The sequence below is a fragment of the Telluria sp. RB2R28 genome, assembly GCF_059685835.1.
Map to the genome: position 1 here is coordinate 136209 of NZ_JCASIK010000005.1, position 13866 is coordinate 150074.

The 13866-nt window shown below is 64.2% G+C and carries 16 protein-coding genes; 9 read left to right on the forward strand and 7 right to left on the reverse strand.

The features are described 5' to 3' along the window. Positions 1-31 precede the first annotated feature (31 nt). From AC56LV_RS18830 to AC56LV_RS18850, 5 genes are all read left to right on the forward strand, one after another. Positions 32-259 carry a type II toxin-antitoxin system Phd/YefM family antitoxin gene (locus tag AC56LV_RS18830; RefSeq protein ID WP_499560222.1) on the forward strand — a complete coding sequence of 76 codons (228 nt, stop codon included), beginning with the start codon at positions 32-34 and terminating at the stop codon, positions 257-259. A 137-nt stretch (positions 260-396) separates the two neighbouring features. Next, a complete protein-coding gene (locus tag AC56LV_RS18835) occupies positions 397-711 on the forward strand; it encodes a hypothetical protein (RefSeq protein ID WP_499559900.1) in 315 nt (104 codons plus the stop codon). A gap of 72 nt (positions 712-783) precedes the next feature. Beyond that, positions 784-1248, forward strand: a complete 465-nt coding sequence (locus AC56LV_RS18840) for a hypothetical protein (protein ID WP_183556956.1) — start codon at positions 784-786, stop codon at positions 1246-1248. After that, positions 1248-2153, forward strand: coding sequence for a DUF2145 domain-containing protein (locus AC56LV_RS18845; protein WP_499559902.1), 906 nt, complete (start codon positions 1248-1250; stop codon positions 2151-2153). Before AC56LV_RS18840 ends, AC56LV_RS18845 begins: the two co-directional genes overlap by 1 nt. After that, a complete protein-coding gene (locus tag AC56LV_RS18850; RefSeq protein ID WP_499559904.1) occupies positions 2143-2634 on the forward strand; it encodes a hypothetical protein in 492 nt (163 codons plus the stop codon). The genes AC56LV_RS18845 and AC56LV_RS18850 overlap by 11 nt, the downstream gene beginning before the upstream one ends. A 19-nt stretch (positions 2635-2653) precedes the next feature. On the opposite strand, the gene AC56LV_RS18855 is transcribed toward AC56LV_RS18850, so the two are convergent. Continuing rightward, positions 2654-3136 (reverse strand): glutathione peroxidase, encoded by a 483-nt coding sequence (locus tag AC56LV_RS18855; RefSeq protein WP_499559906.1) that lies wholly within the window; start codon positions 3134-3136, stop codon positions 2654-2656. Positions 3137-3329: 193 nt separating this feature from the next. Here AC56LV_RS18855 and AC56LV_RS18860 point away from each other — a divergent pair, with 193 nt between their 5' ends. Both AC56LV_RS18860 and AC56LV_RS18865 read left to right on the forward strand, forming a co-directional pair. Further along, the gene (locus AC56LV_RS18860) at positions 3330-5603 is read left to right on the forward strand and encodes a TonB-dependent receptor domain-containing protein (protein WP_499559908.1); all 2274 of its coding nucleotides are present in this window, start codon (positions 3330-3332) and stop codon (positions 5601-5603) included. Between the two features lie 90 nt (positions 5604-5693). Continuing rightward, the gene (locus AC56LV_RS18865; protein ID WP_499559909.1) at positions 5694-7880 is read left to right on the forward strand and encodes a TonB-dependent receptor plug domain-containing protein; all 2187 of its coding nucleotides are present in this window, start codon (positions 5694-5696) and stop codon (positions 7878-7880) included. A 191-nt stretch (positions 7881-8071) separates the two neighbouring features. Here the strand turns inward: AC56LV_RS18865 and AC56LV_RS18870 are convergent, their stop codons facing one another. Together AC56LV_RS18870 and AC56LV_RS18875 are read right to left on the reverse strand one after the other, a co-directional pair. Then, positions 8072-9208, reverse strand: a complete 1137-nt coding sequence (locus AC56LV_RS18870; RefSeq protein ID WP_367610517.1) for a PilT/PilU family type 4a pilus ATPase — start codon at positions 9206-9208, stop codon at positions 8072-8074. A gap of 9 nt (positions 9209-9217) precedes the next feature. Then, the gene (locus tag AC56LV_RS18875; RefSeq protein WP_367610518.1) at positions 9218-10261 is read right to left on the reverse strand and encodes a type IV pilus twitching motility protein PilT; all 1044 of its coding nucleotides are present in this window, start codon (positions 10259-10261) and stop codon (positions 9218-9220) included. A gap of 54 nt (positions 10262-10315) precedes the next feature. On the opposite strand from AC56LV_RS18875, the gene AC56LV_RS18880 reads away from it, so the two are divergent. Together AC56LV_RS18880 and proC are read left to right on the forward strand one after the other, a co-directional pair. Continuing rightward, a complete protein-coding gene (locus AC56LV_RS18880) occupies positions 10316-11017 on the forward strand; it encodes a YggS family pyridoxal phosphate-dependent enzyme (RefSeq protein ID WP_499559911.1) in 702 nt (233 codons plus the stop codon). A 10-nt stretch (positions 11018-11027) separates the two neighbouring features. Beyond that, positions 11028-11840, forward strand: a complete 813-nt coding sequence (gene proC, locus AC56LV_RS18885; RefSeq protein ID WP_499559913.1) for a pyrroline-5-carboxylate reductase — start codon at positions 11028-11030, stop codon at positions 11838-11840. A 63-nt stretch (positions 11841-11903) separates the two neighbouring features. Here proC and AC56LV_RS18890 read toward each other — a convergent pair whose 3' ends face one another. From AC56LV_RS18890 to ubiA, 4 genes are all read right to left on the reverse strand, one after another. Beyond that, a complete protein-coding gene (locus AC56LV_RS18890) occupies positions 11904-12206 on the reverse strand; it encodes a hypothetical protein (RefSeq protein WP_499559915.1) in 303 nt (100 codons plus the stop codon). Next, on the reverse strand, positions 12190-12573 hold the full coding sequence (locus tag AC56LV_RS18895) for a phage holin family protein (RefSeq protein ID WP_499559917.1): 384 nt from the start codon (positions 12571-12573) through the stop codon (positions 12190-12192). The genes AC56LV_RS18890 and AC56LV_RS18895 overlap by 17 nt, the downstream gene beginning before the upstream one ends. Position 12574: 1 nt before the next feature. Next, entirely contained in the window at positions 12575-12895 is a 321-nt protein-coding gene (locus AC56LV_RS18900; protein ID WP_332532988.1) for an ElaB/YgaM/YqjD family protein, read from the reverse strand. Between the two features lie 66 nt (positions 12896-12961). Next, positions 12962-13816: a 4-hydroxybenzoate octaprenyltransferase gene (gene ubiA / locus AC56LV_RS18905; protein WP_499559919.1), complete on the reverse strand. Its 855-nt coding sequence runs from the start codon at positions 13814-13816 to the stop codon at positions 12962-12964. Positions 13817-13866: the final 50 nt, after the last annotated feature.

A 13866-nucleotide genomic window follows, 5' to 3' on the forward strand; every position in this document is an offset into this window, starting at 1 on the left:
TTTTTTTCTACCAATGCAAGCGTGAATGCATATGAGAATCTTCAATTTGCCTGACCCGCATGTGACTCTTGAGTCTGTTATCGACCACGCTGTCCAGGATGCCGACGTGATGGTGATTGCGCGTCGCAATGCCCCAAACGCGGTTGTCATGTCGTTCGACTATTACAGCAGCCTGATGGAAACGATGTACTTATTGGGCACGCCAGCAAACGCTGCTCACCTGGCGAAGTCGCTTGCCCAGGCGCGAAAGGGAACATGAGGTATCGAAGGGTGCGCCGGACTGGATAGCGCGGTAAATATCGTGTCTTTGCGTGGATCGGCGTGAGGCGAGGCGCGTCAAGCGCACCCGTGGTAGCATCGCCCCGACCCCAGCAACGAACACCAGCAGGAACGATCTTGAGCTTTACCTTTCAACTCGTGCGCGAGGACGAAGACAGTCCGCGCGCCATCGTCTTCGAAGACAGCAGCACCCCCGGCCTCGTGCCGGTATGGGAGGCGGCCGGCGTCTACGACGCGCTCTACAACAGCGATGGCCAGCTGGCGCGCGACGTCTCGCGCCGGCTGGCGTATGGCGTCGATCGCCTGAACGACGACCCCGGGCTTGGCAACCTGCTGCCACCGGGTTTGTCGATGGATGTGGCGATCCGCTTCCTGGACAACGTCACCCGCGCCTGCATTACCCACGGCGCGGCCCGCATTCAGACGCGATAAAATTGCCCTATGGTCATTCGGCGCAAGGGCTTGTACCATAGGAGCGTTCTGCTCGCCAAATGAAAGAGTGCCATGACCTTGCCTATCCTCTCCCGCACGCTGTGCCTGACCCTGTTCGCTGCGGCCTGCAATGCGCCCGCGCAGGCTGACAGCTTCGCGTCGTCCGCTTCCAGCGCCGGCTCGGCGTCGTCGGCCAGTATTTCCGATTCGGTCAGCGGTTCCAGCAACAGCTCGAGCGACAATGACAAGGTCGCCGCCGGCCAGTACCGCGTGATCAACATCGCGCACGCCCCGAACAAGCCCGACACCACCCGCCTGACGCTGCGCGCAACTGCCGCCGGCCAGGCCCGTTCGTTCGAGCTCGACGTACCTAACCGCGCCCTCGCGACGCGCACCGTGATCGCGGGCGACGTGGTCCAGGTCAATGAGCGCGCCTACGGCTACGAATTCGCCTACGCCGACACCCAGCGGCCATTCTTCCTGGCGCTGCAGGACGAGTGGTACCGCGAACTGGGCTCGCGCAAAGTCACGATCTGATGCTCGTGCGCCAGGCGGCGCTGGCGCTGGCGCTGCTGTTGTGTGCGAGTGGCAGTGCCTGGGCCGGCTTTCCCACCTTCTGCGACCGCTCGCGCGACCTCAACGCGACCGAGCAGGACCGCGTGCTGCGCTTTGCCGGCGTCGTCAAGCAGGAGCTGGCGCGCTCGAACGGCAAGGTCGCACTGATCGCGCGTGCCGGCACTGACCTGAGCCGCTTCAATCTGGTGTATTCACACGCCGGCGTCGCGCTGCGCGACACGCCGGACAGCCCGTGGGCCGTGCGCCAGCTGTACTACGAGTGCGACGAGGCGCGCCCGTACATCTTCGACCAGGGCATCGCCGGCTTCGCGCTCGGCGCCGACGCACCGGGCAAGGGCCATATCGCCTTGTTGTTCCTGCCGGATGACGACAGTGCGTCGCTCGAACGCGCCGCCCGCGACAAGGCGCTGGCGCTGGCCCTGCTGGCCGGTCAATACAGTGCGAACGCCTATGCCTACGGCACCAGGTACCAGAACTGCAACCAGTGGGTGGCCGAGCTGATGGCCAGCGCCTGGGGCGGCGCGCCAGGTGAGGGCAACCCGCGGAAAGCAGCGCAGGCCTGGCTGCGCGCGAACGATTACGTCCCCGGTCCGGTCAAGGTGCCATCGCACTTCACGATGTTTGCCGGGCAGTTCGTGCCGCTCGTGCACGTGGATGACCATCCGGTGGAAGACCTGCACGCGCTGTCGCTGCAGGTCAGCGTGCCAGCGTCGATCGAAGCCTTCGTGCAGCGCCGCGCGCCCGAGACGCAGCGCGTGGAAATCTGCCACGACGAACGCCGGATTGTCGTGCGGCGCGGCTGGACGCCGCTTGGCGCAAGCTGCGAGCCGCAGCCGGGTGACGAGGTGATTGCCCTTGCGCCGTAAGCACGCAGGATTGCTGGTACTCGCCGCATGCTGGCAGCTTGCCGCCAGCGCGGCCGATGCGCTGCCTTCGTCGCTCGAGGGGAATTGGCAAACGTCCGAAGCGGTCGGCGAGGGCGACATCCGGCAAACCGATATGCTTCTCGCAACTGATGGCTTCGGCATGATCTCCGGCGCTTCGCCACTCATGGCGCGCATGCAGGGCATGGACAAGAGTCGCTCGAGGTTATCAACCATATCGTTAGGCATGCCGGTGCGCTTGACGCTCGATGCCAGTACCCGGCATGTGCGCATCGTTCCGCATGTGCTGAATGGTATCGATGCCGCTGGCCGCAGCACATTCCGCTGCAACCTCGATTCGTTAGCGACGACGCTGACGTGTCTGTCGAACGACGACGGCGTCACAGTATGGCGGCGACGTAGTGAAACGATGTCCGACAAGGATGCCGCCACGATCACGATGTTGAGACGGCATTTTCCATGAACCGCCGCAGCAATCTTCCTTAGCCTCTCAGCACCTTCTCGATATCGCCGCCCAGGTCTTCCGGCTTGGTGGTCGGCGCATAGCGCGTGACGACCGCGCCTTCGCGGTTGACGAGGAACTTGGTGAAGTTCCACTTGACCGCCTCGGTGCCCAGCACGCCGGGCGCCTCACCCTTCAGGAAGCGAAACAGCGGATGCGCGTCGTCGCCATTGACGTCGACCTTGGCGAACAGCGGGAACGTCACGCCGTAGTTCTTTTCGCAGAAGGCGCCGATCGCTGCTTCGTCGCCCGGTTCCTGGTGTCCGAACTGGTTGCATGGGAAGCCCAGCACCACGAGACCCTGGTCCGCATAGCGGCGCTGCAGCGCTTCGAGGCCCTGGTATTGCGGCGTGAAGCCGCAGGCGCTGGCCGTATTGACGATCAGGAGCGCCTTGCCGCGGTAGCGCTGCAGGTCGACCGGCTGGCCGTCGAGGGCAATGGCGTTGAAATCGTAGGCATTCATTTGAGGTCTCCTTGTTGTAAACAATGCAGTTTACGCTACTGCTGGCAGAAGCACGGCAGAGCGCTGGCTCCGGCGGCGTCGGTTCGCCGATCAATGCTGTGACATTTCGCCGGTCTTAGCATTTCTTAACAAATTTCGGGCATGACGCATGCGACAATCACGCTCGTCCAAACGTCCCGTCACCCAGGTATTCATGTCACGTCATCGTTCTTCCGCTCTGTTGTTCGCACTGCTTGCGCCTGTCTGCGCATTGGCCCAGGAAACCGCCGTACGGCCGGCCGATCCCGTTACCGGCGCCGTCACGCCCACCGCCCCGGCGCTGCAGGCGGCCGACGTCCCCGTCGCTTCCACCGTCGCCGTGACGGCCGCGCGTTCATCCAACCGGATCGATCGCCAGGCATATGACGTCAAGAGCGACGCCGCGTCGACCAACGACACGGTGGCCGACACGCTCAACAAGGTGCCGTCGGTGGCGGTGGACGCGGACGGCAACGTGACGCTGCGCGGGCGCAGCAATGTGCAGATCCTCGTCGATGGCAAGCCGTCGGCGATGATGCAGGGCGAGAACCGCGCTGCGGCGCTGGGCGCGATCCCGGCGGCCGATCTCGATTCGGTCGAAGTGATCAACAACCCCGGCGCGCAGTTCGGCAACGAAGGCGGCGGCGGCCCGATCATCAACCTGGTGATGCGGCGCGAGCGCACGCCGGGCGGCTTCGGCGCCGTCAACGCGAACGTCGGCCCGGAAGGGCGCGCCAATGCGTCGAGCTTCGGCAGCTACACGACCGGGCGCATGAGCGTGCAGGGTGGCGTGTACGTCCGGCGCGACACGCGTGGCAGCGACGGCGAAACGAACCGCGACCGGATCGATCCGCTCACTGGCGCCGTGGCCAGCAGCACGCAACGCTCGAACAGCGAGACCGATACCGAGGCCGTGGGCATGAACAGCTCGCTGACCTACAACCTGGGCGACAAGGATGTGCTGTCGGCCAAGGCCAGCTTCTCGGCCAATGGCAGCGACGGGCAGTCGCAGGAGCGCTATCGCGGCGTCAACGCCGACGGCAGCATCGACGGCGACTACCTGCGTTCAAGCGTGCGTGACAACGACAACCGCAGCTACAGCCTCAGTGGCGGCCTGGATCACAAGGGCGCGCGGCCCGGCGAAATCCTCAAGGTCGACCTGCGCCTGTCGGGCAACAAGGGCGAGGCCGACACGCGCTTTGCCAGCGATTACACGGTGCGCCCCGCCAATTCGACTGCGCCACGCACGCACCAGAACAACCTGACCGAAACGCGCGTGATCGACTTCACGGGCGACTATGAACTGCCGGGCGAGAAGGGCGTGTTCAAGGCCGGCTACAAGGTCGCGCAGAACAGCAATGTATTCGACACGCGCTTTTTCAATGTCGATGAGGCGACGCTGGCCGAAAGCCTCAGCAACCAGCGCACCAACCGCTTCGAGCTCGATGAAACGACGGTGGCGTTGTACGGTACCTATCAGCTGCGCCTGGCCGAAAAATGGGGCTTGCTGGGCGGGCTGCGCACCGAATACACCGACCTCGATCTGAACCAGGTCACCACCAACGTCAAGGCCAACAACCATTACTTTGACGCGATCCCGAGCGCATTTCTCACCTACGACCTGTCGGACGACACGGCGCTGCGCCTGAGTTACGCGCACCGCATCCGCCGGCCGGGCGCGGGCGACCTCAATCCCTTCGTCGTCTACCGCGACGAAACCAACGTCTCGTCGGGCAATCCCGACCTGATGCCCACCAAGACCGACTCGATCGAACTGGGGCTGGAAACCAAACTGGGCAAGGTTGAGACCAATGTGCGCCTGTATGCGCGGCGCGACTCCGACCTGATCCAGGAGCGGCGCACCTTCATCTCCGACACGGTGCTGCTTACCACGCGCGAGAACGCTGGCAGCAGCAACTCGGGCGGCCTCGAATTCACGTTCAGCGGCCGCGTCACGCCCAGCTTGACGGTCAACGCCAGCGGCAACCTCGGTTATTCCGAGCAGTCGGTGCTCGGCAACAGCCAGGACGACAAGCGCAGCGCCACGTCGCTCAGTGGCCGCGCGCGCGTGAGCTACCAGATCAATCCGACCAACAGCCTGCAACTGGTGCTCAATGCGCAGGGCAAGACGCTGTTCGGCGAAGGCTACCGCCAGCCCACGCGCAGCGCTGACCTGAGCTACCGCCGCAACCTGAGCCAGGCCCTGAGCCTCGTCGTGAACGTCAACGACGTCTTCGACTCGCAAAAGACCGAATCGATCACCGAGACCGACCGCCTGCGCGAATACAGCATCCGCCGCCAGGAAGGACGCCTCGTGTATGTCGGGCTGTCGTACCGCTTTGGCAGTTTTGGCGGTGCGGGCGGGCGCCGACCGGATGGCGCGCGGGGCGGGCCTGGCGGTGGACCAGGGTTCGGGCCACCGGGCAGCGGCATGGGACCGGGCGGGTGAGCGTTTGACCCGTATGCGGGTCGGGTAATTTGACGACGAGCTGTTCGGAGCAGCAGGGGCATGACAGAATACGGCACCTTTGAATCTGCCATGACTGTCCCCCAGATGCTTCGCCCCACGCTCGTCGCGCTTTCCCTGTCTGCCTTGCCTGCTTACGCCCAGAACACCGCGGCACCGGCACTCTCCACGGACACTGTCCAGAAGGTCGAAGTCAAGGCCGACGCCAATGGCTACGATCCGCGCCGCGACGATACCGCCAGCAAGATCGTCGTCTCGACCGAGGAAATCCGGCGCTATGGCGACACCTCGGTGCTCGATGTGTTCAAGCGCCTGCCGGGCATCACCGTCAGTGGCGGCGCCGGGCGTGGCGGTGGCGAGATCCGCATGCGTGGCCTGGGCAGCGGCTACACGCAGATCCTGCTCAACGGCGAGCGCGCGCCGGCCGGCTTCGACATCGACCAGCTTTCGCCCGAGTCGATCGAGCGCATCGAAATCCTGCGCGCCGCCAGCGCCGAGTTCTCGACCCAGTCGATCGCCGGCACCGTCAACATCGTCCTCAAGCGCGCGGTGAAAAAGGCGCAGCGCGAACTGCGCGTGGGCTACGGCAAAAGCGGGGAGGTGAGCAATCCTTCCGCCAGCCTCACCATGTCGGACCGCGTCGGCAAGATGTCGTATTCGCTCGCCGCGAGCGCCTGGCGCTACGAGTTCGATCGCCGGTCGCCATTCGAAGAATCGCAGGTCGATGCGGCCGGGCGTCCTGCCTTTTTGCGGCGCAGCGAGCAGACCGATCGTGGCAGCCCGCAAGGCATCAACCTCACGCCACGGCTGAACTGGAGCCTGGAGAATGGCGATACGGTCAGCTGGCAATCGCTCGTTGCGCACCAGCGCAACAACTACCAGGGCAGCACTTCGACCGAGACCATTCTTGGCCTGCGCCCTCTGTACGACGAGCGCGAGGTGCGCAGCAAAGGCACCAACACGACGCTGCGTTCGGACCTGACCTGGATGCATAACCTGGAAGAAGGCGCCAAGTTCGAGCTGAAACTGGGCGTGAACGGGTCGCGCAGCCGCGGTAACTGGCATGAGAACGATTTCCGTACGCTGGGCGAGGTTGACCGTCTGGCGCGCGATTCAACCGTGCTCAGTGCCACTGACGAAGTTGGCATCACCGCCGTGGGCAAGTATTCGCGGCCATGGAAGAAGGACCACGCGCTGTCCATGGGCTGGGACGCCGGGCATACCTTGCGCGACGATGCGCGCGGCGAGGTGGAACTGTTCCCGCTCGCGGGCGGCACGCTGCGCCGCGATGAAGATTACGACGCCACCCTCAAGCGCCTGGCGCTGTTCGTGCAGGACGAGTGGAACGTCACCAAGCAATGGTCGATGTACGCGGGCCTGCGCTGGGAAGGGCTGGAGACGCGCAGTAGCGGCAATACGTTCGACACCAGCACCAACCGCTCCAGCGTCTGGAGCCCGCTCGCGCAGACGCTCTACAAGTTGCCAGACAGCCGCGACCAGGTACGCCTGGCATTGACGCGCACGTTCAAGGCGCCGGCGGCCAGCAACCTGATTCCACGACGCTTCACGACCCCGAACAACAGCCAGACCGACCCTGACTACCGTGGCAATCCTGACCTGAAGCCTGAACTGGCGACCGGCATCGACGTGTCCTACGAACATTACTGGGCCGAGAAGGCGCTGCTGAGCGCTAGCCTGTCGGTACGGCGCATCAGCGACTACACGCGCCAGGGCCTGCTGGTCGAAGATGGCCGCTGGATCCAGACGCCGGTCAACGATGGCGACGCGCTCACGCGCAGCCTGGAGCTCGAGGCAAAGTTTCCGCTGTCGGCCGTGCTGCAGGACGTACCGGAGATCGACCTGCGCGCGAGCCTGGCGCGCAACTGGTCGCGCGTCGATGCGGTGCCGGGGCCGGACAACCGGCTCGACCAGCAGGTGCCGGTGTCGGGCACGCTGGGCGTGGACTACAAGACGCCGGGCGGCAAGCTCACGACGGGCGCGAGCTTCGCCTTCAAGAATGGCGGCAACGTGCGCGTGAACGTGGAGCAGTCACGCTACCAGAGCGTGCGGCGCGAGCTGGATGTGTATGCGCTGTGGAAGCTCAATCCGACCTACCAGCTGCGGCTGGCGGCAACCAATCTGCTGGCGCAGGATACGGTGTCCGAGTCGCGCTACGTGGACGACAACGGTGTGCAGCGCAGGACGACGTTTGCGGATGGGCAGGCAGTGGCGCGGGTGACGCTGGAGTCGCGGTTTTAATCGCCGCGGGTGAATCGATGCGGCCGATTGACGGTACCGGGTAGGGTGGACGGCTGCGCCGTCCACGCGGTGATCGGTATCGGTGCCGATTTCGTACCGGATGAATTTGGCGCTCACCATCACCGCGTGGGCGGCATAGCCGACTGCGCGTCCCGGCCCACCCTACGTCACCAACCCATTGCACGAACCTATCACACCAACCCCAACGCCTCCGTCCCGCTCGAAAAATCGCGGTTCTTCGCATGCTTGCTATTGAGCTTGATGTTCAATCGCAGGTCATTGACCGAGTCCGCGTTGCGCAGCGCGTCTTCGTAGGTGATCTTGTCGGCCTCGTACAGGTCGAACAGCGCCTGGTCGAACGTCTGCATGCCCAGCTCGCGCGACTTCTTCATGATTTCCTTGATCTCATGAACTTCGCCCTTGAAGATCAGGTCGGAAATCAACGGTGAATTCAGCAGGATCTCGATCGCCACCACGCGACCCTTCGATTCCTTCTTCGGAATCAGGCGCTGCGACACCAGGCCTTTCAGGTTCAGCGAGAGGTCCATCAAGAGTTGCTGGCGGCGCTCTTCGGGGAAGAAGTTGATGATGCGATCCAGCGCCTGGTTGGCGCTGTTGGCGTGCAGCGTGGCCAGGCACAGGTGGCCTGTTTCGGCGAACGCGATGGCGTGCTCCATCGTCTCGCGGTCGCGGATCTCGCCGATCTGGATCACGTCCGGCGCCTGGCGCAGCGAGTTTTTCAGGGCTGCTTCAAAGCTGTCGGTGTCCACGCCCACTTCGCGCTGGGTGATCACGCAGTTCCGGTGCGGGTGGACGAATTCGACGGGGTCTTCGACCGTGATGATGTGGCCGTAGCTGTTCTCGTTGCGGTAGCCGACCATCGCCGCCAGCGTCGTCGACTTGCCCGAACCCGTCGCGCCGACCATGATCACCAGCCCGCGCTTGGTCATCACGACGTCCTTGAGCGTGTCGGGCAGGCTCAGGTCCTCGAACTTCGGGATCGCCGTGGTGATCACGCGCAGCACCATGCCCACGCAACCCATCTGCATGAAGGCCGAGACGCGAAAGCGCCCCAGGTCGCCCGGCGTGATCGCAAAATTGGCTTCGCGCGTGAGCTCGAAGCCGGCCGCCTGCTTGTCGTTCATGATGGCGCGCGCCAGGTCGCCCGTGTGGCCGCTGGTGAGCGGCTGGCTCGAGACGGGCGTCATGCGCCCGTCGATCTTGATCGCCGGCGGAAAGCCCGCCGTGATGAACAGGTCCGAGCCGCCCTTGGTCACCATCAGGCGCAGCAGGTCGAACATGAATTTGGTAGCCTGGTCGCGTTCCATGGATGGCCCTTAGCCGAGGAAGTTTTCGGGGATCTTGGCGGCGCCGCGCGCGGCAACCGACGAGATCATGTTGCGGCGTACGAGGTCGGTCAGGTTCTGGTCGAGCGTCTGCATGCCGACATTGCTGCCGGTCTGGATCGCCGAATACATCTGGGCGATCTTCGCTTCGCGGATCAGGTTACGGATGGCCGGCGTGCCGATCATGATTTCGTGCGCCGCCACGCGGCCGGAGCCGTCTTTGGTCTTGAGCAGCGTTTGCGAAATCACGGCCTGCAGCGATTCGGACAGCATCGCGCGCACCATCTCTTTTTCTTCGGCCGGGAACACGTCGACGATACGGTCGATGGTCTTGGCGGCCGACGACGTGTGCAGCGTGCCGAACACGAGGTGGCCCGTCTCGGCGGCCGACAGCGCCAGGCGGATCGTTTCCAGATCGCGCAATTCGCCGACCAGGATCGCGTCCGGATCTTCGCGCAGCGCCGAGCGCAGCGCGTTGCTGAACGAGAGCGTGTGCGGGCCGACTTCACGCTGGTTAATCAGGCATTTCTTGGAGTCGTGGACGAATTCGATCGGGTCTTCGATCGTCAGGATGTGGCCATATTCCTGCTCGTTGAGGTGATTCACCATCGCCGCCAGCGTGGTCGACTTGCCCGAACCGGTCGGCCCCGTGACCAGCACCAGGCCACGCGGCTTCAACGCCAGTTCGCCGAAGATCTTCGGCGCGTTCAGGTCTTCGAGCGACAGGATCTTGGACGGAATCGTGCGCAGCACGGCGGCGGCGCCCCGTTCCTGGTTGAACGCATTGACACGGAAACGCGCCAGGCCCGGAATCGCGAACGAGAAGTCGCACTCGAGCACTTCTTCGTACTGCTTGCGCTGGCCGTCGTTCATGATGTCATAGATCATGCCGTGCACGTCCTTGTGCTCCAGCGGCGGCAGGTTAATCCGGCGCACGTCGCCATGGACGCGGATCATCGGCGGCAGGCCGGCCGACAGGTGCAGGTCCGAGGCCTTGTTCTTGACCGAGAAAGCGAGTAATTCCGATATGTCCATTTATAATCCCAGTGCCGCAAACGGCCTCAAAAATATTTCCTATAGAAAATCATTATGTCCATAATCGCCGGGAACTTGCAAGCTGTCGAAGCGACAATCACCGATGCTGTAAAGGCATCGGAACGCACCAGAAGCGACGTCCAGTTGCTGGCCGTATCGAAGACCTTCCCTGCGCAGGCGGTCCTCGATGCAATGGCCGCCGGCCAGCTGGCGTTCGGCGAAAACTATTTGCAGGAAGCGCTCGACAAGATCGCAAGCGTCGCGCAGGCGCAACCAGATGCGGCCGTCGAGTGGCATTTCATCGGCCCGATCCAGAGCAACAAGACGCGGCCCATCGCCGCCAGCTTCGCCTGGGTGCACACGGTCGAGCGGCTCAAGATCGCGCAGCGCCTGTCGGAGCAGCGGCCGCCCGAACTGGGCCCGCTGAATATCTGCCTGCAAGTGAATATCAGCGGTGAGGCCAGCAAGAGCGGCGCATCGCCTGAAGAATTACCGGCGCTCGCGCGCGAGGTCGCGCAACTGCCGAACCTGCGCTTGCGCGGGCTGATGGCGATCCCCGAACCCACCACCGATGTCGCAGAACAGCGCGCCGCCTTTGCCCGCGTGCGCGCCCTGTTCGACGCGCTGCGCGCTGAAGGCCTGGAACTGGACACGCTGTCGATGGGCATGTCGGGCGACCTGGCGCCGGCGATTGCCGAAGGCGCGACGATCGTGCGCGTGGGCAGCGCCATCTTTGGCAAACGCGATTACACCTGACAGGATCACCATGAACATCGTCTTTATCGGCGGCGGCAATATGGCCGCAGCCCTGATTTCCGGGCTCGTGAAGGTCGCGGGTTCCGGCGCGCACATTCACGTGGTGGACCGCAATCCCGAAGCACTGGAGCGCCTGGCGCGCGAGTATGGCGTGCGCACCGCGACCGCCATCGACGAGGGTGTCCAGCATGCTGAAGTCGTGGTGCTGGCCGTGAAGCCGCAGCAGATGCGCGAAGTGGCCACAGCACTGGCGCCGTACCTGACGCGCCAACTGGTGCTGTCGATCGCGGCGGGTATCCGCAGCAGCGACCTGACGCGCTGGCTCGGTGGCTACGACGCCATCGTGCGCACGATGCCGAATACGCCAGCGCTGATCGGCATGGGCGTGACGGGCCTGGCGGCGCAGCCGGCCGTGAGCGCCGCGCAGCGCGAGCAGGCCGACGCTGTCATGCGCGCGGTCGGCAAGACCGTGTGGCTGGACGACGAAGCGCAGATCGATGCGGTGACGGCGGTGTCGGGCAGCGGGCCGGCCTACGTGTTTTACTTCCTCGAAGCGATGCAGGAAGCCGCGCGCGCGATGGGCCTGAATGCAGAGCAGGGCAGGGAACTGGCGCTGGCTACGTTCACGGGCGCAGCGCAACTGGCGGCGCAGTCGCCGGAACCGGTCGAGGTGCTGCGCGCGCGCGTGACGTCAAAGGGCGGCACGACGCATGCGGCGATCGAGAGCATGGAAGCGGCGGGCGTGAAAGGCGCGATCGTCACAGCGATGCAGGCCGCAGCCGCGCGTGGCAAGGCGCTCGGGGACGAGCTGGCTCAGGATTGAGCGCATGAAAAAAGGGGCACCGCCAATGCGGACGCCCCTTCGTGTCATGCGGGAGTGCGGGGTTCAATGTACCTCGAACTTCCTCCACCCCAGCACCGGCAACACCTTCTGCGCCAGCTTGTAGGCTGACAATCCTGCGGTGATCGCACCGACCACCCAGGCCGGCTTGGTGAGCAGGATGCCCAGCCCGACGCCGGCGGCGGTCAGGATGGCTTTCTTGTGCTGCGCCACGTAACCCGTGGTGCCGCCCATCGCCGACGGCGTGCGCAGCAGCGTCACGTCGGCCGACATCTGGGCGCGCTGTTCGGCGCATTGCGCGGCCAGCAAGCGGCGGCGCACCGCCAGTGGTTCAGATTTTGACGTCATCGATCGGCTCTCCTTTGACAGCTTGCGCATCCTTGCGCAGTTCGGCCAGCGTGGCAGCCATGATTGGTCCACGGTTCGTCAGGTCGCCACGGACCTTGAAGAATGCCAGCACACTGCCCAGCGCGAACAGCAGCGTCATGCCGCCAACGGCGAGCAGGCGGTGCGTATCCCAGAACAGCACCAGCACGAACAGGATCAGCAGCAGCACCGCGACCACGCCGAAGAAGGCGGCAGCGATGCCCCAGGCCACATAGCCGAACAGGCGGTGCGTTTCTTCCTGCAGTTCGAGCGTCGCCAGTTCAAGCCGCGTGCGCAGCATGGCAAGCAGCGTGGCCCCGATGCGCGAAATGGTCGCGGGGATCGTCATTTTATTTGCGGACGATCAGCATGCCGATGACAACACCGATGGCAGCGCCCAGGCCAACCGATTTCCATGGGTTGTCCTTGACGTATTCGTCGGTGGCCTTGGCGGCGACCTTGGTGCGCTCGACCACGGTTTCTTCGGCGTTGATCAGGCCGACCTTGGCCGAGGCCAGCGTCTGCTCGAACTTGGCCTTGGCCGACTTGAGTTCTTCGCCGGTCAGCTGGCTGCCGTTGCGCAGCCACGATTCTGCGTCGCCGATGACGCTTTTCAGGTCATTGACCAGCTGGTCGCGGGTATTGGTCTGGGTCGGGATTTTTTCGATCATATTGGGCCTCTTGGTGTGGTGGTCGATCACGCTGCCGAAGCAGCGATGAATGCATTTCGGACAATATTAACCTAATGCATAGTCTAGTGCGACACCAATGAACAGTGCGGCCCCCAGCCAGTTGTTATGGCGGAAGGCCTTGAAGCAATTCATCCGGTCGCGGTGGCGGATCAGCGTGTAGTGATACAGCGCGATCGCGCCTGCTACCGCCACACCGGCCACGAACCACCAGCGCAGACCAAGCGACCAGCCGCACAGCAGGAAGATGGCCAGCGACGCGCCGTAGCACAGCATGATCGCCGCCACGTCGAAGCGCCCGAAGGTGATGGCCGACGTGCGCATGCCCAGCTTGATGTCGTCGTCGCGGTCGACCATCGCATACGCGGTATCGTAGGCCACCGCCCAGAACACGTTGGCCACCAGCAGCCACCAGGCCACGCTTGGGACTGCGCCCTGCACGGCGGCAAACGCCATCGGGATGCCGAAGCCGAACGCGATGCCCAGGTAAGCCTGCGGAATGGCGAAGAAGCGCTTGAAGTACGGGTAGGTGCCAGCAACCACCACGGCCACCACCGACAACTGCCTAGTCAGCGCATTGAGCGGCAAAATCAGCAGGAACGACGCGATCGCCAGCACGGCCGCGACCATCACCGCTTCCCAGCCCCGGATCTTGCCGCTTGTGAGCGGGCGGTCGACCGTGCGCTTGACGTGGCGGTCGAAGTCGCGGTCGGCGTAGTCATTGATCGCGCAGCCGGCGGAGCGCATCAGCGCCGTGCCGACCACGAAGATCGCCAGCACATCGAACGCCGGCACGCCGCCGGAGGCCATCCACAGCGCCCACAGGGTGGGCCACAGCAGCAACAGGATGCCGATCGGCTTGTCGGCCCGGATCAGGCGAAAGTAGAGCGCCAGCTTGTTCATGTGTTCGCTTTTTTGTCGCAAAAAATATTGATCGGAAGACAGCAATTCTA

Bases quoted from the DNA above. Each gene is read 5' to 3' on its own strand.
- AC56LV_RS18900 (WP_332532988.1), bottom strand. From the start codon at position 12,895: ATGATCGAAAAAATCCCGACCCAGACCAATACCCGCGACCAGCTGGTC.
- AC56LV_RS18880 (WP_499559911.1), top strand. From the start codon at position 10,316: ATGTCCATAATCGCCGGGAACTTGCAAGCTGTCGAAGCGACAATCACC.
- AC56LV_RS18870 (WP_367610517.1), bottom strand. From the start codon at position 9,208: ATGGAACGCGACCAGGCTACCAAATTCATGTTCGACCTGCTGCGCCTG.
- ubiA (WP_499559919.1), bottom strand. From the start codon at position 13,816: ATGAACAAGCTGGCGCTCTACTTTCGCCTGATCCGGGCCGACAAGCCG.
- AC56LV_RS18840 (WP_183556956.1), top strand. From the start codon at position 784: ATGACCTTGCCTATCCTCTCCCGCACGCTGTGCCTGACCCTGTTCGCT.
- AC56LV_RS18830 (WP_499560222.1), top strand. From the start codon at position 32: ATGAGAATCTTCAATTTGCCTGACCCGCATGTGACTCTTGAGTCTGTT.
- AC56LV_RS18875 (WP_367610518.1), bottom strand. From the start codon at position 10,261: ATGGACATATCGGAATTACTCGCTTTCTCGGTCAAGAACAAGGCCTCG.
- AC56LV_RS18845 (WP_499559902.1), top strand. From the start codon at position 1,248: ATGCTCGTGCGCCAGGCGGCGCTGGCGCTGGCGCTGCTGTTGTGTGCG.
- AC56LV_RS18860 (WP_499559908.1), top strand. From the start codon at position 3,330: ATGTCACGTCATCGTTCTTCCGCTCTGTTGTTCGCACTGCTTGCGCCT.
- proC (WP_499559913.1), top strand. From the start codon at position 11,028: ATGAACATCGTCTTTATCGGCGGCGGCAATATGGCCGCAGCCCTGATT.
- AC56LV_RS18855 (WP_499559906.1), bottom strand. From the start codon at position 3,136: ATGAATGCCTACGATTTCAACGCCATTGCCCTCGACGGCCAGCCGGTC.
- AC56LV_RS18865 (WP_499559909.1), top strand. From the start codon at position 5,694: ATGACTGTCCCCCAGATGCTTCGCCCCACGCTCGTCGCGCTTTCCCTG.
- AC56LV_RS18890 (WP_499559915.1), bottom strand. From the start codon at position 12,206: ATGACGTCAAAATCTGAACCACTGGCGGTGCGCCGCCGCTTGCTGGCC.
- AC56LV_RS18895 (WP_499559917.1), bottom strand. From the start codon at position 12,573: ATGACGATCCCCGCGACCATTTCGCGCATCGGGGCCACGCTGCTTGCC.